The sequence below is a fragment of the Streptomyces sp. NPDC001709 genome, from assembly GCF_053596375.1.
Genome location: NZ_JBSFGB010000003.1, coordinates 88,360 through 112,999 on the forward strand (window position 1 = coordinate 88,360; position 24,640 = coordinate 112,999).

A 24,640-nucleotide genomic window follows, 5' to 3' on the forward strand; every position below is an offset into this window, starting at 1 on the left:
AGGCACCCGTCGCCCACGCCGTGGATCACAGACCGTAGACGGCTGTGGCGGTGCCCCCGAAGAGGGCACGGCGGTCCGCATGGCCGAGCTCCGCCGTCAACTCGGCCATGACGGCGTGCACTTCGGTGTAGGTGGCCACCGGTGTGCACACGGGCCAGTCCGAGCCGAACATCAGGCGGTCCGGGCCGAAGGCTTCCAGGGCGATCTCGGCGTAGGGGCGCAGGTCGTCGACGGTCCAGGAGGCGGGGTCGGCCTCCGTCACCATGCCGGAGAGCTTGCAGAAGGCGTTGGGCAGGGCGGCGAGGGCACGGAGGTCGGTGGCCCAGGGTTCCAGGGCGCCGGACCTGATGGGAGGCTTTCCCAAGTGGTCGAGAACGAAGGCGAGTTGGGGGAGCGTCCTGGCCGCTTCGGCGCACGCCGGCAGCTGGTGGGGCAGGACGACGAGGTCGTGGACCAGCCCCGCGTCGGCCAGCGCGGTCAGGCCCCGGCGTACGTCCGGGCGCAGCAGCCACTCCGGGTCGGGTTCGCTCTGGACCTGGTGCCGGATGCCCTTCAGATACGCACCGCCGGGAAGCCGGCGCAGCCTGGCCAGTTCCTCGGCGACGTCCGGGCGGGTCAGGTCGGTCCAGCCGACCACACCGCCGATCAGGTCGTGTGCGTCGGCCAGGGCCAGGAACTCGGGGGTCTCCTCGGGCACGGTCACCGCCTGGACGAGGACGGTACGGGTGACTCCGGCCGCCCTCGCCTCGGGTTCGAGGTCGGCCAGGGTGAAGTCACGCCTGAGCGGGCTGCGTTCGGGAATCCAGTCCTGGTCGCGGACGGACAGGTCCCAGACGTGGTGGTGGGCGTCGACGGTCACGGCAGCTCCCAGACGACGGGCAGCCCGGCGTCCGCGCCCTCGCGGGAGTAGTCGTGCACGACGTCGAGCAGCTGGGCCATGCGGGCCTGCCAGGCCACGTTGACCGGGAGTTGTTCCAGTTCGGCCAGCAGACGGGCGTAGTCCGCACACTCCAGCAGATGGAACAGATCGTTCCCGCTGCGCCAGATGGTCCACGAGGTGGCGCCGGCGGCCCGGATGGCCTGGGTGAGTTCTTCCGGGACCGCGCGATGGGCGGCCTCGTACTCGGCGACGCGGTCGGCACGGACCCTGGTGTGCAGGGCGACTCTCATGAGGGGCCTTCCTCTCGGGGCAGCAGGTCGCACTCCCGCAGCTCCTGCCAGAACTCCGGCGGTACCGGGGATGCGAACTGGTCGGCACAGTCGTGGACTTCGGACGCGGAGCGTGGCCCGGGCAGGACGGCGGCGACGGCCGGGTGGGCGCAGGCGAAGGCCAGTGCGGCGGCGCGCAGGGTGATGCCGTACCGCTCGGCGACCGCCTTCATGCGCAGGACCCGGTCCAGCAACTCCGGTGAGACGCGGCTGTAGTTGTACGTGGACTCGGGCGTCGGGTCCGCCAGCAGCCCCGAGTTGAAGACGCCGCCGAGGACCACCGACACCCCGCGCCCGGCGGCCGTGGGCAGCAGCACGGTTCCGGCGCTCTGGTCGAGCATGGTGTAGCGGCCCGCGCACAGGACCACGTCCACATCGGTGTCGCGGACGAACCGGGCGAGCATCGCGGCCTGGTTCATGCCCGCGCCGATCGCGCCCACCACTCCTTCGGCCCGCAGCTTCTCCAGGGCCGGGTAGCCCTCGCGGAAGGCCTGCTCGGCGTGGTCGTCGGGGTCGTGCAGATAGACGACGTCCACGCGGTCCAGGCCGAGGCGGGCGAGGCTCGCCTCCAGGGTGCGGCGGACGCCGTCGGCGCTGAAGTCCCACACGCGGCGGTGGGTGGCGGGTACGGCGAAGCCGTACGCCAGGTCGTCGCCCGTGCCGTCGACGGGGTCGAGACGGCGGCCGACCTTGGTGGAGACGGTGTAGTGCGCGCGGTCGTACGCGCGCAGGGCGGCGCCGAGCCGGCGTTCGGACAGGCCGAGGCCGTAGTGCGGGGCCGTGTCGAAGTACCGGATGCCCCGTTGCCAGGCGGCCCGTACGGCCTCCCCCGCCTGCTCGTCGTCCATGGGGCGGTAGAGGTTGCCGAGCGTCGCGGCACCGAAGCCGAGCGGGGTGACCTGGACGCCGCTCCGGCCGAGCGTCCTCACTGGCCCACCGGCCGCAGCCTGAGGCCCTGCATGCCGCCGTCGACGGCGAGGGCGGTGCCGGTGGTGGCGCCGGACAGCGGACTCGCCAAGTAGGCTATGGCGCCCGCCACTTCGGCGGCGGAGACCAGTCGCCCGGTGGGCTGGCGGGCCTCCAAGGCGGCGCGCTCGGCGGCGGGGTCGGGGGCGGTGTCCAGCAGCCTGCCGATCCACGGGGTGTCCGCCGTACCGGGGTTGACGCAGTTGACGCGGATGCCCTCGCGGACGTGGTCGGCGGCCATGGCGAGGGTCAGGGAGTACACGGCGCCCTTGGTGGCGCTGTACAGGGCGCGCTGTGGAAGGCCGGCGGTGGCGGCGATGGAGCAGGTGTTGACGATCGCCCCATGCGCGGACCGGCGCAGATACGGGAGGGCGGCGCGGGCGGCGCGGACCATGCCGAGGACGTTGACGTCGAAGACATGCCGCCACTCGGCGTCGTCGTTGTCCTCGACCGTGCCCTGGGCGCCGATCCCAGCATTGTTGACCAGGACGTCCAGGCCGCCGAGGTCATCGGCCGCACGCTCGACGGCCGCGCGTACCGAGGCGTCGTCGGTGACGTCGGCCTGGTGGGCGAGGAGCGGCTTGTCGACGCCGGTCGTGTCCCGGTCCAGGACGGCGACCCGGGCGCCACGGGCGGCGAGGAGGTCGGCGGTGGCCCGGCCGATGCCGGACGCACCGCCGGTGACCAGGGCCTTCAGGCCCTCGAAGTCGCTCATGCGGCCTGTCCCTTCCGGGTGTCGGGGTCGGCGGCCCAGTAGGTGCCGCCGGGGAAGGTGTACCGCGCGACGGCCTCCGGGCGCAGGGCGGCGGAGAAGCCGGGGGCGGTGGGTGCCGTGTAGTGGCCGTCGCGGATGACGACCGGGGTGACGAAGTGCTCGTGGAGGTGGTCGACGTACTCGACGACCCGGTCCTCGGTGGTGCCCGAGAGGCACAGGTAGTCGAACATCGACAGATGCTGGACGAGTTCGCACAGGCCGACCCCGCCCGCGTGCGGGCAGACCGGGACGCCGAACTTGGCGGCGAGCAGCAGGATGGCGAGGTTCTCGTTGACCCCGGCGACGCGGGCGGCGTCGATCTGGACGATGTCGAGGGCGTCCGCCTGGAGGAGCTGCTTGAACACGATCCGGTTGTGCACATGTTCCCCGGTGGCCACCTTCACCGGGGCCACCGCCCGGCGGATGGTGGCATGGCCGAGGACGTCGTCGGGGCTGGTGGGCTCCTCGATCCAGTACGGGGCGAACTCGGCGAGGGCCTTGGTCCAGCGGATGGCCTCGTCCACGTTCCAGCGCTGGTTGGCGTCGACGGCGAGCCGGATGTCCGGTCCGACGACCGCGCGGGCGACCCGGCAGCGCCGGATGTCGTCGTCGAGGTCCGCGCCGACCTTCAGCTTGATCTGCCGGAAGCCGTCGGTGACGGCCTGCGCGGCGAGCCTGCCGAGCTTGTCGTCGTCGTAGCCGAGCCAGCCCGGGGAGGTGGTGTAGGCGGGGTAGCCGCGCTCCAGCAGCCGTGCCCGGCGCTCCCCGGCGCCTTCCCTCCCGCGCCTGAGCAGGTCGAGTGCCTCGGCCGGGGTGAGCGCGTCCGCGATGTACCGGAAGTCGATCTGCCGGACCAGCCACTCGGGCTCGGCGTCGGCGAGCAGCTGCCACAGCGGCTTGCCGGCCCGCCGGGCGGCGAGGTCCCAGACGGCGTTGACGACGGCCCCGATCGCCATGTGCATCACGCCCTTCTCGGGACCGAGCCAGCGCAGCTGGCTGTCGCCGATCAGGTCCCGGAAGAGCGAGCCCGGGTCGGCGCACAGCTGTGCCACGTCCCGGCCGAGCACATGCTCCCGCAGCGCGTCGACCGCGGCGACCTGGACGTCGTTGCCCCGCCCGATGGTGAAGACGAACCCGTGTCCCTCGTGCCCGTCGGCGGCGTCGGTGCGCAGCACGACGTAGGCCGCCGAGTAGTCGGGGTCCGGGTTCATCGCGTCGGAGCCGTCCAGCTCGCGCGAGGTGGGGAAACGGATGTCGTGGGTGTCGACCGCGGTGACGCGGGCGGGGGCCTCGGACACTGAAGTCCTTTCGGTCGTCGGATGGGTGACGGCTCGTCAGTCCTGGGCGCGGCCCGTCGTCAGGCGTGCGATCACGAGGGCGACGAGGATGATCCCGCCGTAGATGGCCTGGATCCAGAACGACGGGACCTGGGCGAGGGTCAGCAGGTTCTGTACGACGCCCAGGAGGACGACGCCGGTCAGGGCGCCGAACATGGTGCCCTTGCCGCCGTCCAGGCTGATGCCGCCGATCACCGCGGCCGCGAACACGGTGAAGATCATGTTCTGGCCCTGGTTGGCGCTGATCGCGCCGACGTACCCGGTCTGCAGCAGGCCGCCGAGCGAGGCGAGCACGCCCGCGATCACGTACACGCCGAGCATGACCCGGTCCACGCGGACGCCGGCCGCGCGGGCGGCGTCCGCGTTGCCGCCGATCGCGTACAGGGCGCGGCCGGTGCGGTGGTACTTCAGCACGAACCCGGTGACCGCGAAGGCGACCGCGGCGAGCCAGACCGACATGGGCACGTTGAGGAAGGTGGTGGTGGCCAGGGAGTAGAAGCTGTCGGGCATGCCGAAAAGGGTCTTGCCCTTGGTGGCGCCGACCAGCAGGCCGCGCAGCACGATGAGCATCGCGAGCGTCACGATGAACGCGTTGAGCCGGAACTTCACGACGAGGACGCCGTTGAAGGCGCCGATGACCGCGCCGACCACCGGGATCGCGAACAGGGCGAGCGCCGCCGGGAAGCCGGTGCCCCAGCCGGACTGGCTCGCGGGCAGTACGAGCAGGGCGCCGATGGCCGGTGCGATGCCGACCACCGACTCCAGGGACAGGTCGAACTTGCCGGTGATCAGCACGAGCGACTCGGCGAGCACGACCATCGCGAGCGCGGCGGAGGCACCGAGGATCGAGATCAGGTTCCGCTCGGTCAGGAACGAGTCGTTGACCACCGCGCCGAGCACCATGAGCAGCAACAGGGCGGGGACCAGGGCGAGTTCACGGGCGCGACGCAGCAGCACGGTGCGGGCCGAGCGGGCGTCCGGGGTCTTCGGGGGCGTGAGCGGCGGGGCGGCCCGGGTGTCAGCCATGGTCAACTCCTTCGATGGAGGCGATCAGCTCGTGGTCGCGCCAGCCGGCCGGGTGCTCGGCGACGACGCGGCCGTGGAAGAGGACGAGGACGCGGTCGCAGCGGCGCAGGTCGTCGAGTTCGTCGGAGACGACGAGGACGGCGGTGCCGTCGTCGCGGGCGCTGTCCATGCGGGCGAGCAGCGACTCCTTGGACTTCACGTCGACGCCGGCCGTGGGGTTGATCAGGACCAGGAGGCGGGGATCGGAGGCGAGGGCGCGGGCCATGACGACCTTCTGCGCGTTGCCGCCGGACAGGTCGGAGACGGGCTGGTCGGGGCCCTCGGCATGGATGTCGAGGCGTTGGATCAGCTCGGCGGCGAAGCGGCGCCTGGCGTCGGTGGCGACGAAACCGAACCGGCCGAGCCGGTCCAGCACGCTCAGCGTGGCGTTGTCGCCGATGCTCATGCCGGACACGAGGCCCTGCTCGTGCCGGTCGCGCGGCACACAGCCGACACCGGCCCGCAGGGCGGCCCGCACGTTCCCGAACGGCAGCCTCCTGCCGTCCAGTTGAGCGGTGCCGCCGGTCGGGGTGTGCAGTCCGGCGAAGGACTCGGCTAGCTCGGTCTTGCCGCTGCCGCTGGAGCCGGCGAGTCCGACGACCTCGCCCCGGCGGACGGTGAGGTCGACGGTCCGGTACGCCGGCGAGGTGAGCCCGCGTGCCTCCAGCAGGACGGGAGCGCGGTCGTCAACTCCCCTTCCGGATATGGCCCGTTCTGCGACGGACTCCCCCGCCATGGCCTCCACCAGCGCCGCCTTCGGCAGCTCGGCGACGGGTGCGGTGGTGATCCAGCGGGCGTCGCGCAGCACGGTGACCGTCTGACAGACCTCGTACACCTCCTGGAGGTGGTGCGAGATGAACAGGAAGGTGACGCCGGAGTCCTGCAGGGAGCGCATGCGCGTGAAGAGCCGCTCGATCTCCCGGTTGTCGAGCTGCGCGGTGGGCTCGTCCAGCACGATGAACCGGGCGCCGAAGCTCAACGCCCGTGCGATCTCCACCATCTGGCGGTCCTCGACCCTGAGGTCGGCGGTGCGCGCCTCGGGATCGACGTGCACGTCCCAGGTGCCGAGGAGTTCGGCGGCCTCGCGGCGCAGCCGGCGCCAGCTGATGACGCCTCGGCCGGTCGGCTGCCGGTTGAGGAACAGGTTCTCGGCGACCGTCAGCTCCGGGACGACCGTGGGCTTCTGGTAGACGCAGGCGACCTTGCGGCGCCAGGCGTCCCGGTCGGCGAGCGGGGGCGCGGGCTGGCCGTCGAAGTGGACCGTGCCCGCGTCCGGGGCCTGGAGGCCGGTGAGGACGTTGACCAGAGTGGATTTACCGGCACCGTTGCGGCCGACCAGGGCGTGGGACTCGCCGGGCCGGACGGTGAGCCGGCCGTCGGCGAGGGCGAGGGTGGGGCCGTACCGTTTGACGATCCCCTCGGCTTCCACAAGCGGTGTGCTCATTTGACCGCGTTGCCCCACAGCTTGGGGTCGTCGACGTTGGCCTTGGTGACCAGGGGCGCGGGCAGCTGGTCCTCCAGGATGCCGCTGGGCAGCTTGACGATCGTGGACCCGTGATCGGTCGGCCCCGGCTCGAACGTCTTCCCGGCCATCGCCGCCTTGATGTAGTACAGGCCGTACTTGGCGTAGGCGTCGGCGGGTTGGGAGACCGTGGCGTCGATCTCGCCCTTGCGGATGGCGTCGAACTCCTGCGGGATGCCGTCGTTGGAGACGATCGCGATGTGGCCCTGCCGCCCGGCCGGTTTCAGCATGTTCTTGGACTTCAGGGTCTGCAGGGTCGGCGCGAGGTAGACACCGCCGGCCTGCAGGTAGATGCCCTTGATGTCGGGGTTGGCGTTGAGGAGCGTGTCGAGCTTGGCGGCGGCGGTGTCGGACTCCCATTTGGCGGGGATCTCCAGCACCTTGAGGTTCGGGTACTTCTTCTTCACGCAGGACCGGAAGGCCTCGGAGCGGTCGCGGCCGTTGACCGAGGCCAGGTCGCCCATGATCTGCACGACCTTGCCGCTGCTCACATGCTGTCCGAGATAGTCGCAGGCCTTCTCGCCGTAGGCGACGTTGTCGGCGCGGACGACCATGGCGACCTTGCCCTTGTCGGGCGCGACGTCCACGGCGACGACCGGAACGCCCTTGCGTTCGGCCTGGTCGAGTCCGGCCTGGACGGCGGCGCTGTCCAGCGGCGCGACCACCAGCCCCTTGACGCCCTGGGTGAGTTCGTTGTCGATGTCCGTGATCTGCTGGGAGGGGTCGCTGTTGGAGTTGACCGTCTTCAGCACCTCGACGCCCTCGGACGTGGCCATCTTGGGCACGTAGTCGTTGTACGACTGCCAGAACGGCGAGGTCAGCAGCGGCAGGATCACGCCGACCTTGCCGGTGCCGCCGCTCCCCGCGCTCGCGGTGTCCTTGGTGCTGCCGCAGGCGGCGAGCATGAGGGAGGCGCCGGCGGCCAGGGCCGCCGCGCCGATGATCCGGGACCTGCTGCGCTTCCTCACAGTACTGGCGGGCATCTCGCGGCTCCTCGTCGAGGGTGTTCGAGCAGACGCCGCATACTTATCAGACCACTTGGCCGTGACAACACCCTCGTGCGGGAGAAAATCCAGGAACGCATGCGTAGTGGTCGGACCACTCCCGTGGATACACTGCGACGCACCCGGTGACTGGAGGAGCGGCGTGGACGAGGAAGCCCCGCAGAAGGGCACGGTGACCCAGCGCGCCATCGAGGAGATCAAGGCGATGATCGCCGAGGGGCGGCTGGAGCCCGGCCAGAGGCTGCCCACCGAGCGGGATCTGGCCGCCCGGCTGGGTATCTCCCGCAGCTCGATGCGGGAGGCGATCCGCGCCCTGACCGTGATGGGCGTCCTGGAGGCCCGGCACGGCTCCGGGATCTACGTCACCGCGCTGGAGGCCGGCGATCTGCTGGAGACCTTCGGCGTGGTCGCGGACCTGTCCCGGGGCCCGCGGCTGGTGGAGCTGCTGGAGGTGCGCCGGATCCTGGAGTCGACGGCGACCGCGCTGGCCGCCGCGCGCATCACCGCAGATCAACTGGCGGCCGTGGAGAAGCACTTGGCGGCGATGAACGCCACCGACGACCCCGAGGAGATCCTCGCCCACGACCTCGCCTTCCACCGCGAGATCGCCGCCGCCGCGGGTAACGAGACCATGGCGGCCATCCTGGAGGGCCTGTCCTCCCGCACCTTCCGCGCCCGCGTCTGGCGCGGCTACCAGGAGGAGGGCGCCTTCGCCCGCACCCGCCGCGAACACGCCGCCATCCACCGCGCCCTCATGGCCCGCGACCCGGAGGCGGCACGCGCGGCGGCAGCGGCGCATGTGGGCGAGGTGGAGGAGTGGCTGCGGGCGCAGCTCACCACGCGGAGCGGCGAGGAGTCCGCGGTCTAGCCGGCAGCCCTGCTGTTCGGTGGCGGCGGGGCGCCACAGTCGCCGCTTCGTTACGCGCACCCGTCCGCGTCCGGCGAACCGGCGGCGCCCGCGTCACCCCCGGCGGACCGACGCGGGCCCGGCCCCGGGGTCAGCGCCGCAGCCGCAGCGTCACCAGCTCGAACGGCCGCAGTCGTACGGTGATCCGGTCCCCGTCGCGCACCGGCGGCTCCGCGTCGACCGGCCGTTCCAGCAGGTCCGTCACGGTGACGTCGGCGACCTCGAAACCGGCCGTGAGCCTCGCCCGGGCCCGGCCGCCGTGGGCCTCGTGGAAGCGGACCACCACATCGCCGCTGCCGTCGTCGGCGAGCTTCACCGCCGTGATCACGACGGCGTCGTTGTCGACGCTGATCAGCGGGGCGACCTCGTGGGCGCCGGTCAGGTGCCGTTCCGGCAGGTTGATCCGCCACCCCTCGCGGACCGCGTCGGCGAGGGAGGCGCCCGGGATCAGGGCGTGCCGGAAGCGGTGGACGCCCTGATCGGTCTCGGGGTCGGGGAAGCGCGGGGCACGCAACAGAGAGACCCGAACAGTGGTGACCGTGTTCGTCGTACCGCGGTCGCCGTCGGTGCGTACGGTGCGGGTCACGTCGTGGCCGTACGTCGAGTCGTTGACGACCGCCACGCCCCAGCCGGGTTCCTCCAGGTGGACGAAGCGGTGGTTGCACGCCTCGAACTTGGCGGACTCCCAGGAGGTGTTGGTGTGCGTGGGACGGAAGGCGTGCCCGAACTGGGTCTCGGACGCGTACCGTTCGGCGTGCAGGTCCAGCGGGAAGGCCAGTTTCAGGAACTTCTCCGTCTCGTGCCAGTCGACCTCGGTGTCCACGACCAGCCGGCGCTCGCCGGGCGGCAGCGACAGCACCTGGGAGACCCGGGAGTCGCCGAAGGAGCGGACGATCCGCACGGAGATCCCGTCCTCGCCGGCGCTCACCTCGTCGGCGTCCGTGAGGTCCGTGACCGTGTTCCGGTAGAAGGAGTCCACGTCCCAGGCGTCCCACATGTTCGGGAAGTCGGGGTGCAGTTGGAGCAGGTTGGCCGCCTTGCCTGGGGCGACGGTCTCGCGGTCGGCCTCGACGTCGTACGCGGAGACGACGAGGCCGTGGGCGTCGATCTGGATGCGGAGCAGGCCGTTGTCCAAGAGGAAGCCGCCCGCGGCGCGGGGGGACAGCCGCGTACCCTCCCGCAGGAGCAGTGCCCCGGCGCCTCCGGCGGGAACGCCGTTACGGCTGTGGGGTGCCGAGTTGAAGACCAGTTGCCGGGCCCCCTCCCCGGCCAGGGCCCGCTGCGCCGCACCGATGATCCCGTCCAGCTCCCCGGCGACCCGTTCGTACGTCGCCCGTGCCTCCCGGTGCACCCAGGCGATGGACGAGCCGGGCAGGATGTCGTGGAACTGGTGCAGCAGGACCGTCTTCCAGATCCGGTCCAACTCCTCGTAAGGGTAGGCGAATCCGGTGCGTACGGCGGCGGTGGCCGCCCACAGCTCGGCCTCCCGCAGCAGGTGCTCGCTGCGCCGGTTGCCCTGCTTGGTCTTCGCCTGGCTGGTGAGGGTGGCGCGGTGCAGTTCGAGGTACAGCTCGCCGACCCAGACCGGCGGTTCGGGGTACTCGGCCTCGGCCTTGGCGAAGAAGGCGCGGGGTGTCTCCCAGACCACGGTGGGCGAGCCTTCGAGGTCGCGCAGGCGCGCCGCCTTGGCGACCATCTCGCGGGTCGTGCCACCGCCTCCGTCGCCCCAGCCGGTGGGTGCGAGGGAGTGCCGGGCCCGGCCCTTGTCCCTGAAGTTGCGTGCCGCGTGGGCGAGTTCGGCGCCTTTCATGGAGCAGTTGTAGGTGTCGACGGGCGGGAAGTGGGTGAAGATCCGGGTGCCGTCGATGCCCTCCCACCAGAACGTGTGGTGCGGGAACTTGTTCGTCTGTGACCAGGAGATCTTCTGGGTCAGCAGCCACTTCGAGCCTGCCGCCTTGATGATCTGCGGGAGCCCGGCGGCGAAGCCGAAGGTGTCGGGCAACCAGGCCTCCTCGTTCTCGATGCCGAACTCGTCGAGGAAGAACCGCTTGCCGTGCACGAACTGACGGGCCATCGCCTCCGAGCCCGGCATGTTGGTGTCCGACTCCACCCACATCCCGCCGGCCGGCACGAACCGCCCCTCGGCGACGGCCTTCTTCACCCGCGCCCACACCTCGGGCCGGTGTTCCTTCACCCACGCCCACTGCTGTGCCTGGGACATGGCGAAGACGAACTCCGGCTCGTCCTCGATCAGCGCGGTCATGTTGGAGGTCGTACGGGCCACCTTGCGCACCGTCTCGCGCAGCGGCCACAGCCAGGCCGAGTCGATGTGCGCGTGCCCGACGGCGCTGATCCGGTGCGCGGAGGGCACGGCGCGGGCCGACAGCACACCGGTGAGCTCGGCGCGGGCGCGGTCGGCCGTGCCGTTCACGTCCTGGAGGTCGACGGCGTCCAGGGCACGCTCGATCGCGCGCAGGATGTCGTGCCGGCGTGCGGAGTCCACGGGCAGCTCGGCCATCAGCTCGCCGAGCACCTCCAGGTCCAGCACCAGCTGCCACACCGACGCGTCGAAGACGGCGAGGTCCATACGGGTGAGCGTGTACTGCGGCTCGCTGCCGGCCGTCTCCTTGTCGCCGAGGTGCGTGGGCACGAAGGGGTGGTAGTCGAGGACCACCGGGTTGGAGGCGGCCTCGATGTGCAGGACCACCTCCTCCCCGCCCGCCACCGGGGCGCCGATGCGCACCCACTGGTTGCGCGGGTTCAGGCCCTTCACGGGGGTGCCGTCGGGCCGGTAGACCAGGCCCTCGCACTGGAAGCCGGGCATGTTCTCGTCGAAGCCCAGGTCGAGCAGGGCCTCGACGGTCCGACCGGCCCACGCCTGGGGCACGGTCCCGGTCACCCGGAACCAGCTCGTGCCCCAGGGAGCACCCCACCGGGCGCCGACCTCGATGGGCTCCGGCTCGGCGGCGAGTCCGTCCGCGACCGGTACGGGCTCGCCGGGCGCGTGCCACACCGCGACCCGCAGCGGCACGGACTCGGGGTACACGGCGGGGCGGATGCGCTCGTCGAGGACACGCCTGAGGCGGGCTTCCACCAGAGTGCGGTCGTCATGCATCGGGCTGCTCCCTGCGGAGTTACGGATTCCGGGTGGTTACCAGGTATGGGTGACGGTCACGGCGGTCGAGGTGTTGTAGAGCTCCCCCACCGCGCGCAGTTCGAATCGTGCGGCCTTCTCCCCCTGCTCGGGTCGCAGTCCGGTGAGGAAGAAGGCGCGCTGGCAGGTGCCGCCGAGGAAGCTGCGGGTGCCGTCGGGCAGGAGGCGGTGCAGCTCGTAGTGGCGGACGGCGCCGGGGGAGGCGTTCCAGGCGAGGCGCAGATCGCCGCCGCTCGCTGCGGTGACGCGGGCGCCCGTGGGGGCCGCCGGGGCGGTGACGGCGTCCCGGACGGCGAGGCCGCCCAGGCGCCAGCGGACGGGGCCCTGGGTGGCGGTGAGCCGGACGCCCAGGGCGTGGATGGTGCCGGTCAGTCCGGTCCCGGTGAGCGGAAGCGTCACGGTCTGCCAGCCGTTGACCCACTTCACACGCATACCCTTGTTGACCGGGTTCACCGGCAGATATGTGTACGGCGGCGTCGCCCCGGCCCTGCTGGGCTCGGCCGTCGCCACCGCGAGCTCGACGTTCACGGCACCCGCGTCGGCCCGGAACGTCAGCTCGACAACCGTGTTCACACCGATCGGCAGCCGGGTCGCGTACAGCTCCACCACGGCTGGTTGATCGAGTTCACCGTCCACCAGCACACTGCTGCCGCCCCGCCAGGCATCGGCGAAGTCGAAGGACACCGCCGGCCGCTGCCCCGCCGTGCGCACCGCCCACCGCCGCCCCGGCAGCCGGTCCTGGAGCCCCAGATGGTTCCAGGCCGCGTCCGAGGTGACGGCCCCGTCCTCGTACCAGCGCAGCCCTTGCCCGGTGTTGAAGACGGTCGCGAACGGCAGCGCGGTCACCGTCGACCGGTCGGCGACCGACACCGCCGGTGCCCGCCACGGGTCGCTCGCGTCCGGCCGCGACGGGTCCAGCGACCGCCCCGTCCAGAACCGGTCGTCGGCGGCGTGGAAGTCCTCTGGGGCCCTCTGGTCGGCGGGCAGGTGGTTGCGGGTCCACTCCGGCCGGTAGAAGCCGACCGAGGTGATGTGCGGCCGGCCGGCCGGCACGATCGCGTCCCAGTTCACCGACGTACCGGACCCGTTCGACTCGACGTCGACGCCCGCCCACAGCTCATAGCGGCTGCGGCCCAGTCGGTCCGCCTTCGTGCCCGAGGCGGCGAGCGTGGCGGCGCTCCACCGGAAGTCCACGAACATGTCGTCGGCGGCCTGGAAGAAGGCCTGGTTCTGGCTGTCCAGCGCGCCCTGCCAGCTGACCGTGCCGTTCACGGTCATCGCGTCGTACCAGGTCACGCGCTGTCCGCGCGCCGCCCCGAGCACCTTCAGCTCCTTGACGAACCCGAGCATGGCCTGGCCCAGCGCGCTGTTCCCGCCGCCGGTCTCGGCGTTCACGAACCAGCCGTCGAAGCCGTGGGCCGCCGCGACCGCGACGAGCTGCGCGGCGAGCGGGTAGTGCCCGGCGGCGTCCTTCTGCACGAGGTCCCGGGTCCACTGGAGCTGTCCGCCGTACGCCACCGGTGGCAGGAAGATGTTCCCGAGCACCGGGACGCCGTGCCGGTGGGCCGCGTCCACGATGGGCGCGTTGGGCGCGAGGATCAGGCCCTCGCCGGCCGAGCCGCCCCAGAAGACCAGTTCGTCCAGGTAGGCCCAGTGGGTGAGGGCGTAGTAGTCGGCGGTGGCCGAGCCCTGGGAGGGATTGCCGGAGGTGGGGGCGAAGGAGACCAGGGCCTGGATGCGGGCCTGGCCGGAGCGGGCGGTGGTGTTCGCCGGGGTCGGGGTGAAGCGGGTGGCGAGCGGCACGGACGCGGCGTTGAAGGCGAGGTCGGGGTCGTCGGCCGCGCGCCAGCTCTTCAGGCTGCGCCAGGTGATGCCGGTGCCCGGGCTGCCGGAGGGGAGCGAGTCCGGGTACCAGTAGGAGGCGTACGGCGGGGTCGCTGCGGCTCTGGGGCGGACGGCCGCGATGGCGGGCAGCGGGAACAGGCCGGCGGCTGTTCCGGCGATCAGGACGGTGCGTCTGCTGGGGTTCACGAGCGGGTGCCTCCGTGTGGGGTGGGGAGTACCTGGTCGGGAGTGACGACCTCGGTGATGCCGCGCGCGGCGAGGTGGTCCTTGTCGTCCGCGCGGGTGTCGAGGACGGTGGTGGGGCGGGCACCGTCGGCGACGAGCCGGAAGAAGGCGTCGAAGACGGGGCCGCCGGGGGCACAGCGGGAGCGGCGGGCCGGATCGTCGGGTACGACGAGGGCGGTGGCGCGCACGGCGGGGTCCGGGTGCGGTGAGCGGGCGGCGTCGGCCAGGACGCGCGCGAGGTCCTTGGGCCGCCGGTCGTCGGTGAACAGGCCGAGCCCGTACTCGAGTTCGGGGAAGTCGGCGAGGTCGCGGGAGACGTCGTAGGAGCACCACCAGGTGATGCCCCACAGGTCGGGGCAGTCCAGGGCGTGGGTGACGGTCGCCTCGGCGAAGGCGGCGGCGTGCTCGGCGGGCACGAGCGGCGCGGGCGCGCCGACCTCCTGCAGCCACACCGGCCGGTGGGGTGCGTCCGCCCAGGCCTTGCTCAGCTCCACCAGGTAGGCGGCGTGGTGCTCGGCCGGCACCGAGGTACGGCCGTGGCGCTGGGCGGTGCCGTTGAACACCCAGGAGTGCACGGCGGTGACATCGCCGAGCCGGGCCGAGTGGCCGGGGGTGAAGGGCTGGTCGTCCTGGTACCAGGCGGCGTCGTAGGAGGCGTGCAGATGGAGCCGGTCCGGGGCGCCCTCGGCGCAGGCGGCCAGCATCCGGGTGAGCCACCGCTCGGCTTCCTCGGAGGTGATCCGGTCGGGGTCGGGGTGGGGGCCGGCGGCGAACTGGTTGACCTCGTTGCCGACGGTCATGCCGAGGAAGTTCGGCCGGTCGGCGAGGGCGGCGGCGAGGGCGCGCAGATACGCGGCCTGGCCCTCGACCACGTCCGGGTCGGTGAACAGGTTGCGCCGGTGCCAGGTCCGGGTCCACGCGGGCAGGAAGTCGAAGCTGCTCAGGTGCCCTTGCAGCCCGTCGACGTTGACGTCGAGGCCGCGTTCGGCGGCGGCGTCGGCGAGGGTCACGAGCTGCTCGACGGCGCGCGGGCGGATCAGGGTCCGGTTGGGCTGGAAGTAGGGCCACAGCGGGAAGACGCGGATGTGGTCGAGGCCGAGCGCGGCGATCGCGTCGAGGTCGGCGCGCACGGAGTCGAGGTCGAAGTCGAGCCAGTGGTGGAACCACCCGACGCTTGGGGTGTAGTTGACGCCGAAGCGCACGGCAGGAGGCATGGAGTGTCCTTGTCGTGTACGGGTGTTCAGCCCTTGACAGCGCCTTCGCCGACCCCACGGAAGAAGTACCGCTGCAGGCAGGCGAAGAGGGCGATGAGCGGGGCCACGGCGATCACGGTGCCGGCGGCGACGAGGCGTTCGTCGTTGGCGAAGGTGCCGTGCAGATAGTTGAGGCCGATGGTGAGGGTGAACTTGGAGGGGTCGCTGAGGACGATCAAGGGCCACAGGAAGTCGTCCCAGGCGCCCATGAAGGCGAAGATGGCCACGACGGCCACCGTCCCCTTCACCGAGGGCAGCGCGACGCGCAGGAACCGCTGCCAGACGTTGGCGCCGTCGACGTAGGCCGCCTCCTCGATCTCGTACGGCAGGTTGCGGAAGGCACCCCGCATCAGCAGCACGTTCATCGCGCCGATCGCGCCGGGCAGGACGACCCCGACGAGCGTGTTGTTCAGGCCGAGTTCGCGCATGGTGGTGAACTGGGCGATGACGATGCCCTCGACGGGCACGAGCATGGCCAGCACGAACACCAGCGTGGTCACGCGCCGGCCCCGGAAGCGCAGCCGGGCCAGGGCGTACCCGGCGAGCGCGGAGCCGACACAGTTGGTCACGACGTTGGCGGTGGCGACCTTGAGGGAGTTCAGGGCGTAGTCCCAGACGGGAATCGTGTCGGCGACCCGCGTGTAGTTGTGCAGGGTGGGGTGGGCGGGGAGGAACGACGGCGGCGAGCTGTAGATGTCCTCGGTGGTGCTCTTGAGGGAGGTGGACAGCTGCCAGAGGAACGGGCCGACGGTCAGGGCGAGGACGGCGAGCAGCAGCAGGTAGCGCCAGGCCAGCTCGCCGACGCGGATACGGCGGCCGTGCTGGTCGGTGACGCGCGGATCCTTGCGCACGGTGACCGGCGGTTTTGGCCGCGCCTTCTCCAGGACGCTCACGGCTCCTCCCTGCGGTCGGCGCGCAGCACGAGCAGCATCAGCGCGACGGTGACGGCGAACACGACGACGGAGAGCGCGGAGGCGTATCCGACGCGGCCGGTCAGGCCGGTGCCGGTGCGCTGGACGAGCATGACGAGGGTGGTGTCCTCACCGGCCGGGCCGCCGCTCGGGCCGGCCATCAGATACACCTCGGAGAACACCTTGAACGCGGCGACCGAGGACAGCGCGGCGACCAGCACCATGGTGGAACGGACGGCGGGCACGGTGACCGCGAAGAAGCGGCGCACCGGTCCCGCGCCGTCCACGGCGGCGGCCTCGTGCAGTTCGCGGGGCACGTTCGCCAGCGCCGCCAGATAGATGATCATGTAGTAGCCGAGGCCCTTCCACACCGTGACCGCCATCGCGCTGAGCAGAAGCAGCCACTGGTCGCTGAGGAAGCCGACCCGGCCGATCCCGACGGTCTCCAGCAGCGAGTTGACCAGGCCGCGTTCGTCGAGCAGCCACACCCAGATCAGCCCGACCACCACGATCGAGGCGACGACCGGGGTGTAGAAGGCGGAGCGGAAGAAGGTGATGCCGGGGATGTTCTTCTGCACCAGCAGCGCGAGCAGCAACGGCAGGACGACCAGGGCGGGTACGACCCCGAGGACGTAGAGGGTGCTGTTGCGCAGGCCGGTCCAGAACATGTCGTCGTGCAGCAGCTCGCGGAAGTTGGCGAGGCCCACGAAGTGGCCCGGCAGCAGGGTGCGGCGGTCGGTGAAGGAGTTCACCAGGGTGGAGACGAACGGATAGAGCACGAAGGCGCCGGTGACGAGCAGCCCGGGCGCGGCGAACAGCCAGGGGCTGAACGGGAGTTGGCGCCTGATGCGGACGGGTGTGGCCATGGCCGTCAGCCCTGCTGGAGGAGACGGTTGGCGGCGTTGACAGCGTTGTCGAGAGCCTGCTTGGGGCTCTCCTTGCCCTGGAGCGCCTTGGCCACCTCGTTGCGCAGCGCCGTCTTCATCTGGTCGCTGAACAGCACGGGCGTGTAATTCACGGCGTTCTTCAGGGACTTGGCGGCGGCGATGCGCACCCGGGTCTCGTCGGTGCCGTCCTCCTTGGTGAAGTACGGGTCGTTCAGGGATCCGGCCGTGCTCGGGAAGATGGCGACCTTCTTGGCGAAGGACATCTGGTTCTGCGCGTCGGTGACGAAGTGCGCGAAGGCGACGGCCGCCGGGGTGTGCTTGGTGCGGGAGTTGACCATCACGCCCATCACGTACATGTTGACGTGCCCGGTGCTGGTGATCTGGTCGGTGATGCCGATGTTCTGGTAGAGGCTCGGCGCGTTCTTCTTGAAGTTGTCGAGGTCGAGGGCGCTGCCGGGGTTCATGGCGACGGCGCCGGTGAGGAACTTCTTGCCGGAGGACTCCGGGGTCGCGGTCAGCGCCTGCGGGTCGAGGGCCTTGGCGTCGTACAACTCCTTGTACTTGGTGAGCAGTTCGATGCCCTTGGCGTCGTTGAAGGCGAACGCGGTGCCCTGCTTGTTCATCAGGGTGACGCCGTAGCGGCCGAAGTCCTCGATGGTGGGCACGTTGGCGAGGGTGGCGACCTTCCCGCCGCTCTTCTGCGCCATCCGCAGGGCGTCGGCGAAGAGTTCGTCGTACGTCTTCGGTGGCCGGCCGGGGTTGAGTCCGGCCTTGGTGAACAGGGCCTTGTTGTAGAAGAGCGGGCCGGTGTTCAGGTACCAGGGGAAGGCGTACGTGCCGCTCATGCCAGGCACCTGGTGACTGGCCCAGGCGCCGCCCAGGTACTCGGACCTGTACTTTCCGGCCGCCTTGTCGAGGTCGAGGGCGAGGCCCGCCTTGGCGAGCGGGGCGACCAGGTCCGGGGAGACGTTGACGACGTCGGGCAGGGTGCCGCCGCCGGCGTCGGCGCTCAGCTTGTCGGGGTAGCCCTCGGCGGGCTGGTCGACCCACTTCACATGCGTGCCGGGGTACTTCTTCTCGAAGTCGGCTATGAGGCCGTCGAAGTACGGTTTGAAGTTCGCGCGCAGATTCCAGGTCTGGAAGGTGATGTCGCCCTCGACCTTGCCGGAGGCGTCGGTCGAGCCGCCACCGTCACCGCCCGAACCGCAGGCGCTCAGCGGCAGAACGAGGGCGACGACAGCGGCGGCGAGGGCTCTGCGAGATGTGGGCACGAGGACACGACTCCCTTGGCGCATCGGGCTTGTTGGTGGCGGCGAAGACCATGCCCGCGCCGTTCGGAGAAAGTCAATGCAGTCATCCGAACTAAAGAAATTGGCTCTTCATTAGTGCAGGTCAGAGATATCTGGCCGAGACCTTGCCGTCGATCGCTAATGCGCTTTAGGGTCTTGACACTCAAGCGCATTAGCAAGCTTCGTCAGGAAGGGGGGAGAAACGTGCCGACCAAGCGGTCCCCCGCACGCCGGCCCACGATGAAGGACATCGCCCGGCGGGCCGGGGTCTCCGAGAGCGCCGTCTCCTTCGCGCTCAACGGCCGTCCCGGGGTCTCCGAGGCCACCCGGGCGCGGGTCCGCCGGGTCGCCGAGCAGCTCGGCTGGCGGCCCAGCACGGCCGCGCGCGCCCTGTCCGGCGAGGGCGCGGCCACGGTCGGCTTCGTCCTCGCCCGCCCCGCGCACACCCTGGGCGTCGACTCCTTCTTCCTCCAGCTCGTCTCGGGCATCCAGGAGGTGCTGGCCGAGCGGCACCTGGGCCTCCTGTTCCAGGTGGCGGAGGACGTGACCGAGGAGTGCGCCGTGTACCGGCGCTGGTGGGCGGAGCACCGGGTGGACGGTGTGCTGGTCGCCGACCCACGCTCGGCGGACCCGCGCCCCGGCCTGCTGGACGAACTCGGGCTGCCCGCCGTGGTGATCGGCGGCGCACCGGACGTACGGCACCCCGGCCTGTCCACGGTCTGGGCGGACGACGCGGGTGCGATGGCCTCCGTGGTGGACGAGCTGACGGCGCTCGGCCATCGCCGGATCGTGCACATCGCCGGACTGCCCGATCTGGCCCACACCCAGCGCCGTATCGCCACCCTGCGCGCGGAGGCTGAGCGGCGCGGGCTCACCGAGGTCCGTTCGGTCACCACGGACTACTCCGACGCGCAGGGCGCCGCCGTCACCCACCGGGTCCTCGGCGGCTGCCCCGCCCCGACGGCACTCATCTACGACAACGACGTGATGGCCGTGGCCGGCCTGGCCGCCGCCGCCGAACTGGGCTTCCGCGTCCCGCAGGACGTGTCGGTGGTCTCCTGGGAGGACTCGGCGCTGTGCCGCATGGTCACGCCCCGGTTGTCCGCGCTGTCCCGGGACAGCGCGGAGTTCGGCCGCACGGCGGCGCGGGAGCTACTGGCCCTCCTGGACGGGAACACGGCGCGCGCGGTGGGAGTACCGGTGCCACGGCTCACGGGACGGGGCAGCACGGGGGCAGCGGCTCCGCCGGCCGCCCGATCCTGACGGACCTTCAGGCCCGGTCCTGAAGCCTTCAGGCCCGCCACTCCACCTTGAACACCCAGGCGTGTCTGCCCGCCTTCCGGGCCGCCTCGGGTACGGCGATCACCAGCTCGCCGCCTGCGACCTTCCAGGTCAGGGGGCGGTCATGACCGAGCATGGTCACCTTGTCGCCCGGGCGGACGGGCACCGGGGCCGCGACCGTGAGCTTGGGGCCGGGTTCGGCGAGGGAGTGGATGTAGAAGGCCTCGCCCGGGCGGACGGTGAACCGCAGGTCCTGTCCCAGCTGGGCCATCCGCGACCAGTACGTCGTGTCGTACACCGCCTCCCCGTTGACCTTCAGCCACTCCCCCGTCTCCCGCAGCCGGGTCTGCATGATCTCCGGGATGGTGCCGTCGGCGCGCGGGCCGATGTCCAGCAGGAAGTTGCCGTTCTTGGAGACGATGTCGACGAGACTGTGCACGACCTCCTCCGCGGTCATGTAGGCGGAGTCGGGCGTCGCCTGGTTGTAGCCGTAGCTGCGGGGGTCGAGGCCGCGGCTGGCCTCCCACTTGGCGACGACCGTGCCGGCGTACGTCGTGTACTCCGGTGTCGTGAAGTCGTGGAAGCCGATGCCGGAGCGGTCGTTCACGGTCACGTCGATCGGACGGGCGCGGTTCTTGGCGTGGTCGAAGTACTCGGCCAGGACATGCAGGCTGTCGTTCACGCCGCCGATGTCGCACCAGATGATCTCCGGGTCGTAGCCGTGGATCAGTTCGAGCAGTTGCGGGGCCTGGTAGTCCCGCACGTAGTCCTTGCCCGTGGTGTATCCCGTGTACGGGACCGGCTCCAGGGTGTACGGGTTGCGCGGGGCGTGGCCCATCCAGGGGTTGTCGGGGTTGAACCACTCGGGCATCGAGAAGTACAGGCCCCGGTGGAGTTCGGGGGCGTACCGGCGGGATGCCTCGAACAGCTCCTTGACCAGGTCCCGCTTCGGGCCCAGCCGGACGGCGTTGCGGTCGCAGACCTTGGTGTCCCACAGCGCGAAGCCCTCGTGGTGCTTGGAGGTCAGCACGTGGTACTGGGCACCGGCGTCCCGGAACAGCTCGACCCAGGCGCGCGGGTCGAACTTCTCGGCGGTGAAGCGCGGGATGAAGTCGTCGTAGGCGAAGTCCTCGCCGTAGGTGTCCCGGTGGTGGGCGTACGTGGGGTTGGCCGGGTCCTGCATCTGGTCCCAGTACCACTCGGCGTACTGCACGCCGACCGGCGCCCACGCGGGCACCGAGTAGACGCCCCAGTGGATGAAGATGCCGAACTTGGCTCCCTGGAACCAGTAGGGCGCCTGATGACCGGAGAGGGAGGCCTCGGTGGGCTGGTAGTCGGCCGTGCCGAGCGTCAGCCTGCCGTGGTGGGAGGCGGCTTGGGCACCCCGGCCGACGGCCGTCACCGTGCCGTCCTGTTCGGTTCCGGGTGCGGTGCCCGCGCGGTTGCGGATGCCGACGCGCACGCGTGCCTGCTCGCCGGGGTCGAGGCGGCGGACGCGGGCGGGCTCGACGGTGCGGGCACCGGGGACGTCGACCCGTACGGACAGGTTGTCGCCGGCCAGGATCGCGACGCTGCCCGCGTTCACGACGGTGGCTTCGATGCTCTGGGCGCCGGTCGCGTCCAGCAGGGAGCTGGTGGAGCGGGCGTCGCGCAGGGCCAGTGCCCGTCCCTGTGCGGCGGGCTGGAGGGAGAGCGCGAAGACGTGCAGGGAGGTCTTGCCGGCCTCGGCCGGGTTGGTGACCGGCAGGGTGAGGGCGACGGCCTCGCGCTGCGGGTCCAGCCACACCTCCGAGGTGCCGATCCCGACGCCGTGCTCGTCCCTGGTGCCGTCCGGCTTGTAGCGGTACGGCACCGAGAGCGATCCCCCCGCCGAGTACCAGTCGCCGCCGCCCAGGCCCGCGGTGCTGGTGGAGCCGTCGGCGTAGTGGACGGTGGCCTCGCCGGAGGCGTCGCCGTAGCTGCAGGCGGTGAGGAAGAGGGCCGACAGGTACCGGCCCTTGGGCAGGTCGATGCGCTGGCCGAGCGCGACGACGTTGTTCTTGGTGCCCGCCGTGGACGCCGGGAAGGCGAAGGTGATGCCGTCGACCTCGACGTGGCCCGCGGGGAGTTCCTCGCCGGGGAAGGTGTAGCCGGAGCCGTCGAAGTCGCCGCCGCGTGCGGACGCGGTGTCGATGCCGTCGTTGTCGTAGAGGGCGTCGAGCGGGACGGGCACCGGATCGGGGACGGCGGCCCACGGTCCCGGCCGGCCGGCGGCCCGGGCGGGTGTCGTGGTGGTGAGCGGCAGGGCGGCCGCGGCGGTCACGCCCGCCGCCGCACCCAGGACCAGACGTCTGGGACACGTGCTCATGAGCGGCTCCCGAAACTCCGATTCATCGGACCTCTGATGATTGAGCGGCGGCCGTGGGACTGTCAACGGGGCTGCAGGGGACGGCAGTTGAGACATTGATCGGATGACGAGGGGGTGACTGAGTATCGACCTCTCGACGTACCGCGCCCGACCGGGCACAGTTCTCCCTGCGCCTTGATTCTTACCAGCGAGTAGCCGACGACCGAGCGAGGAGTGCCCGTGAGCGACTGGGCCGGGCGGAGCGCCGCCGAGATAGCCGCCGCCGTACGCGAGAAGCGGGTGACGCCCCGCGAAGTGACTGCCGGGCACCTCGCGCGGATCGAACGGCTCGACGGACGGATCGGGGCGTTCCGGAAGGTGCGGGCCGAAGCGGCGCTCGCGGAGGCCGACGAGGTGGCCTCCCGCACCGATCTGGCCGAACTGCCGCTCGCAGGCGTGCCGGTGGCCGTGAAGGACAACCTGGCGGTGCGCGGCGAGTCCCAACGCGACGGCTCGGCCGCCACCCCGGACACCCCGGCCGCCGAGGATCACGCCACGGTGGCCCGGCTGCGGGCGGCCGGCGCGGTGGTCGTGGGCCTGACGAACGTGCCGGAGTTGTGTGTCTTCGGCACCACGGAGGGCGTGTTCGGCACCGCCCGCAACCCGTGGGACACCTCCCGTACGGCGGGCGGCTCGTCCGGCGGCAGCGCGGCCGCGGTGGCCGCGGGACTGGTGCCCCTCGCGCTCGGCAACGACGGGATGGGCTCGCTGCGCATCCCGGCGGCGAACTGCGGCCTGGTCACGCTGAAGCCGGGGCTCGGGGTGGTGCCGGCGGGGATCGGCAACGGCGACTGGTTCGGCATGGCGGAGAACGGCCCGCTGGCCACGACGGTCGAGGATCTGCGCCTGATGCTGGGCGTGCTGGCCGGCGCCGATACGCCCCGCGCCACGGACCCCGAGCGCCGGCGGATCGCGGTGGCCCTGCGCAGCCCACTCGCGGGGGTCGCCGTGAGCAGGCCGTATACGACCGCGGTCCGGGAGGCGGCCGGGGTGCTGGCGCGGGCCGGACACCGCGTGCGGCGGGCCGAGCCGCCGTATCCCCTCTCGCTGGGCGTGACCGCGCTGCGGCACTGGACGGCCGGGACGGCGGTGGACGCCGAGGGCCTGGACCCGGCCCGGCTGGCCCGGCGGACCCGGGTGCACGCGGAGGTGGGCCGGCGCTTCGTCCGCTCGGTGCGCACCGGGGACAGCCGGGAGCGGCTGCGTGCCCGGCTGACGCCCTTCTTCACCGAGCACGACGTCCTGCTCACCCCGGCCCTGGCCCGGCGCTCCCCCGCGGCCGGCCCGTGGCACGAGCGCGGCTGGCTGCGCAACATCCTGGCCAACACCGCGTACTCCCCGTTCACCCCGCCCTGGAACCTGACGGGCTGGCCCGCGATGTCGGTCCCGTTCGGCACCCTGCCCTCGGGCGCGCCCTGCGCCGTACAGCTCGTGGGCCGCCCCGGTGCGGAGGCCGTCCTACTGGTGCTGGCGGAGGAACTGGAGAAGCTGCGCCCCTGGCGGCGGACGGCACCGGTGGCGGGCTCCTGAGTCCCGCCTGGCCGAGCGTCCGGTGATCGCCGCCTATTCGAGCGACCGGTACATGATGTGCAGCCCCACCCTGCCGTGCCGGGGGTGGTCGTAGGCCTCGGGGACCGTGCCGAGGACGGTGAAGCCGAGGGAGGTCCACAGGGCGACGGCGGGGTTCGTCTCGACCACGGCGTTGAAGACCATCGCGCGGTAGCCGTGGGCCCTGGCCTCGGCCAGGACGTGCTCGGCGAGGGCGCGGCCGGCGCCCTTTCCGGTGTGGTCGGGATCGACCATGAAACCGGCGTTGGCCACGCGGGCGGCGGGTCCGCCGTAGTTGGGGGTGAGGTAGGCCGAGCCGACCACGGTTCCGGTCGGGTCCTCGGCGACGTAGACACGCTTGGCCGGGTTCATCCAGAGCGCGCGGGCGTCCTCCTCGGAGGTCTCCGGGTCCCAGGCGTAGGTTTCGGCGGCGGCGACGATACGGTGCCAGAAAGGCCAGATCCGTGGCCAGTCGTCGGCCACGGCTTCTCTGATCAGCATGGGCGTGAGTCTGTCAGGTCACGCCCATGCGCGCGGCTGTCGCGAAGGGGCCGGTCCGGGGGTCAGTCCACGCTGGGCAGGATGTGGGGTTCGGCGAGGTCGTCCTCGTAACCCGCGAGGCGGATCGGGGCGGACCGGGCCCACACGTCGAGGCTGCCGAGTTCTCCGGGCCGGTGGCCCACGCGCTCCGTGCGTTCCTCGGGGCGCTGTTCGTTGTTCGTCTTCTCCGGTGTCACCGCGCACTCCTTATGTGTCGGTCACCCTCGAGGGCTGGAGGCCAGCCTGCGCTCCGGCACTCGGCGCCCGCTCGGGTCTGGATGGAAAGCCAGTTCGGACGCGGTGGCGCCGGCGCGGACGTTGGGTCTGGGTGGGACCCCGTACTACTGCCCGTCCCCTCCAGATTACCCAAATGAGCGGAGGTGCGCTCGATCGGGAGTGCAAACATGGTGTAACTATCAGAAGTCGTTTCACCCCTCAATGCCTCCCAATATGCGGCTATTTACCCTGAGGCGCATCACCCCGCCGTCGGAGCGCATCACCCACTCGGCCTACACATGGCTCAGTTCAGTTGCCGTTGGCCCGGGCGCAAGCTCGTC

20 protein-coding genes are annotated in these 24,640 nt (G+C 71.4%); 3 read left to right on the top strand and 17 right to left on the bottom strand.

All coding sequences use genetic code 11. The features are described from left to right. Window positions 1–25 precede the first annotated feature (25 nt). Genes ACWC0C_RS05570 through ACWC0C_RS05605 form a run of 8 tightly spaced genes read right to left on the bottom strand, consistent with a single transcriptional unit; the run spans window position 26 to window position 7,836 of the window. A complete protein-coding gene (locus tag ACWC0C_RS05570) occupies window positions 26–859 on the bottom strand; it encodes an amidohydrolase family protein (protein WP_450861824.1) in 834 nt (277 codons plus the stop codon). Further along, a complete protein-coding gene (locus ACWC0C_RS05575; RefSeq protein ID WP_449196859.1) occupies window positions 856–1,170 on the bottom strand; it encodes an L-rhamnose mutarotase in 315 nt (104 codons plus the stop codon). Before ACWC0C_RS05575 ends, ACWC0C_RS05570 begins: the two co-directional genes overlap by 4 nt. Next, window positions 1,167–2,138, bottom strand: coding sequence for an aldo/keto reductase (locus ACWC0C_RS05580; protein ID WP_450861826.1), 972 nt, complete (start codon window positions 2,136–2,138; stop codon window positions 1,167–1,169). The genes ACWC0C_RS05575 and ACWC0C_RS05580 overlap by 4 nt, the downstream gene beginning before the upstream one ends. Further along, window positions 2,135–2,890: an SDR family NAD(P)-dependent oxidoreductase gene (locus tag ACWC0C_RS05585; protein WP_450861828.1), complete on the bottom strand. Its 756-nt coding sequence runs from the start codon at window positions 2,888–2,890 to the stop codon at window positions 2,135–2,137. The genes ACWC0C_RS05580 and ACWC0C_RS05585 overlap by 4 nt, the downstream gene beginning before the upstream one ends. Further along, window positions 2,887–4,227, bottom strand: a complete 1,341-nt coding sequence (locus ACWC0C_RS05590; RefSeq protein ID WP_450861830.1) for an L-fuconate dehydratase — start codon at window positions 4,225–4,227, stop codon at window positions 2,887–2,889. The genes ACWC0C_RS05585 and ACWC0C_RS05590 overlap by 4 nt, the downstream gene beginning before the upstream one ends. Window positions 4,228–4,263: 36 nt before the next feature. Continuing rightward, on the bottom strand, window positions 4,264–5,292 hold the full coding sequence (locus ACWC0C_RS05595) for an ABC transporter permease (protein ID WP_450861831.1): 1,029 nt from the start codon (window positions 5,290–5,292) through the stop codon (window positions 4,264–4,266). Continuing rightward, window positions 5,285–6,775: a sugar ABC transporter ATP-binding protein gene (locus tag ACWC0C_RS05600; protein WP_450861833.1), complete on the bottom strand. Its 1,491-nt coding sequence runs from the start codon at window positions 6,773–6,775 to the stop codon at window positions 5,285–5,287. Before ACWC0C_RS05600 ends, ACWC0C_RS05595 begins: the two co-directional genes overlap by 8 nt. Then, the gene (locus tag ACWC0C_RS05605; RefSeq protein WP_450861835.1) at window positions 6,772–7,836 is read right to left on the bottom strand and encodes a sugar ABC transporter substrate-binding protein; all 1,065 of its coding nucleotides are present in this window, start codon (window positions 7,834–7,836) and stop codon (window positions 6,772–6,774) included. The genes ACWC0C_RS05600 and ACWC0C_RS05605 overlap by 4 nt, the downstream gene beginning before the upstream one ends. Before the next feature lie 163 nt (window positions 7,837–7,999). Here ACWC0C_RS05605 and ACWC0C_RS05610 point away from each other — a divergent pair, with 163 nt between their 5' ends. After that, window positions 8,000–8,725 (top strand): FadR/GntR family transcriptional regulator, encoded by a 726-nt coding sequence (locus ACWC0C_RS05610; protein WP_450861837.1) that lies wholly within the window; start codon window positions 8,000–8,002, stop codon window positions 8,723–8,725. A gap of 130 nt (window positions 8,726–8,855) precedes the next feature. On the opposite strand, the gene ACWC0C_RS05615 is transcribed toward ACWC0C_RS05610, so the two are convergent. Genes ACWC0C_RS05615 through ACWC0C_RS05640 form a run of 6 tightly spaced genes read right to left on the bottom strand, consistent with a single transcriptional unit; the run spans window position 8,856 to window position 18,310 of the window. Next, window positions 8,856–11,879, bottom strand: coding sequence for an alpha-mannosidase (locus tag ACWC0C_RS05615; protein ID WP_450861839.1), 3,024 nt, complete (start codon window positions 11,877–11,879; stop codon window positions 8,856–8,858). Between the two features lie 36 nt (window positions 11,880–11,915). Then, window positions 11,916–13,949: an endo-beta-N-acetylglucosaminidase gene (locus tag ACWC0C_RS05620; protein WP_450861841.1), complete on the bottom strand. Its 2,034-nt coding sequence runs from the start codon at window positions 13,947–13,949 to the stop codon at window positions 11,916–11,918. Next, window positions 13,946–15,202 carry a glycoside hydrolase 5 family protein gene (locus ACWC0C_RS05625; RefSeq protein ID WP_450861843.1) on the bottom strand — a complete coding sequence of 419 codons (1,257 nt, stop codon included), beginning with the start codon at window positions 15,200–15,202 and terminating at the stop codon, window positions 13,946–13,948. The genes ACWC0C_RS05620 and ACWC0C_RS05625 overlap by 4 nt, the downstream gene beginning before the upstream one ends. A 26-nt stretch (window positions 15,203–15,228) precedes the next feature. After that, window positions 15,229–16,134 carry a carbohydrate ABC transporter permease gene (locus ACWC0C_RS05630; protein WP_449196848.1) on the bottom strand — a complete coding sequence of 302 codons (906 nt, stop codon included), beginning with the start codon at window positions 16,132–16,134 and terminating at the stop codon, window positions 15,229–15,231. Beyond that, complete coding sequence (locus ACWC0C_RS05635) at window positions 16,131–17,018, bottom strand: carbohydrate ABC transporter permease (RefSeq protein WP_450861846.1); 888 nt, start codon at window positions 17,016–17,018, stop codon at window positions 16,131–16,133. The genes ACWC0C_RS05630 and ACWC0C_RS05635 overlap by 4 nt, the downstream gene beginning before the upstream one ends. A 5-nt stretch (window positions 17,019–17,023) precedes the next feature. After that, window positions 17,024–18,310 carry an ABC transporter substrate-binding protein gene (locus ACWC0C_RS05640; protein WP_450861848.1) on the bottom strand — a complete coding sequence of 429 codons (1,287 nt, stop codon included), beginning with the start codon at window positions 18,308–18,310 and terminating at the stop codon, window positions 17,024–17,026. A gap of 222 nt (window positions 18,311–18,532) precedes the next feature. Between ACWC0C_RS05640 and ACWC0C_RS05645 the strand changes: the two genes are divergently transcribed. Beyond that, the gene (locus ACWC0C_RS05645) at window positions 18,533–19,591 is read left to right on the top strand and encodes a LacI family DNA-binding transcriptional regulator (RefSeq protein ID WP_450861850.1); all 1,059 of its coding nucleotides are present in this window, start codon (window positions 18,533–18,535) and stop codon (window positions 19,589–19,591) included. 28 nt (window positions 19,592–19,619) lie between these two features. Here the strand turns inward: ACWC0C_RS05645 and ACWC0C_RS05650 are convergent, their stop codons facing one another. Then, window positions 19,620–21,956: an alpha-L-fucosidase gene (locus tag ACWC0C_RS05650; RefSeq protein ID WP_450861851.1), complete on the bottom strand. Its 2,337-nt coding sequence runs from the start codon at window positions 21,954–21,956 to the stop codon at window positions 19,620–19,622. A 219-nt stretch (window positions 21,957–22,175) separates the two neighbouring features. Here ACWC0C_RS05650 and ACWC0C_RS05655 point away from each other — a divergent pair, with 219 nt between their 5' ends. After that, entirely contained in the window at window positions 22,176–23,525 is a 1,350-nt protein-coding gene (locus ACWC0C_RS05655) for an amidase (RefSeq protein ID WP_450861852.1), read from the top strand. A gap of 33 nt (window positions 23,526–23,558) precedes the next feature. Here ACWC0C_RS05655 and ACWC0C_RS05660 read toward each other — a convergent pair whose 3' ends face one another. Further along, entirely contained in the window at window positions 23,559–24,044 is a 486-nt protein-coding gene (locus tag ACWC0C_RS05660) for an N-acetyltransferase family protein (RefSeq protein WP_450861854.1), read from the bottom strand. 62 nt (window positions 24,045–24,106) lie between these two features. Beyond that, on the bottom strand, window positions 24,107–24,280 hold the full coding sequence (locus ACWC0C_RS05665; protein ID WP_449196841.1) for a hypothetical protein: 174 nt from the start codon (window positions 24,278–24,280) through the stop codon (window positions 24,107–24,109). Window positions 24,281–24,640: the final 360 nt, after the last annotated feature.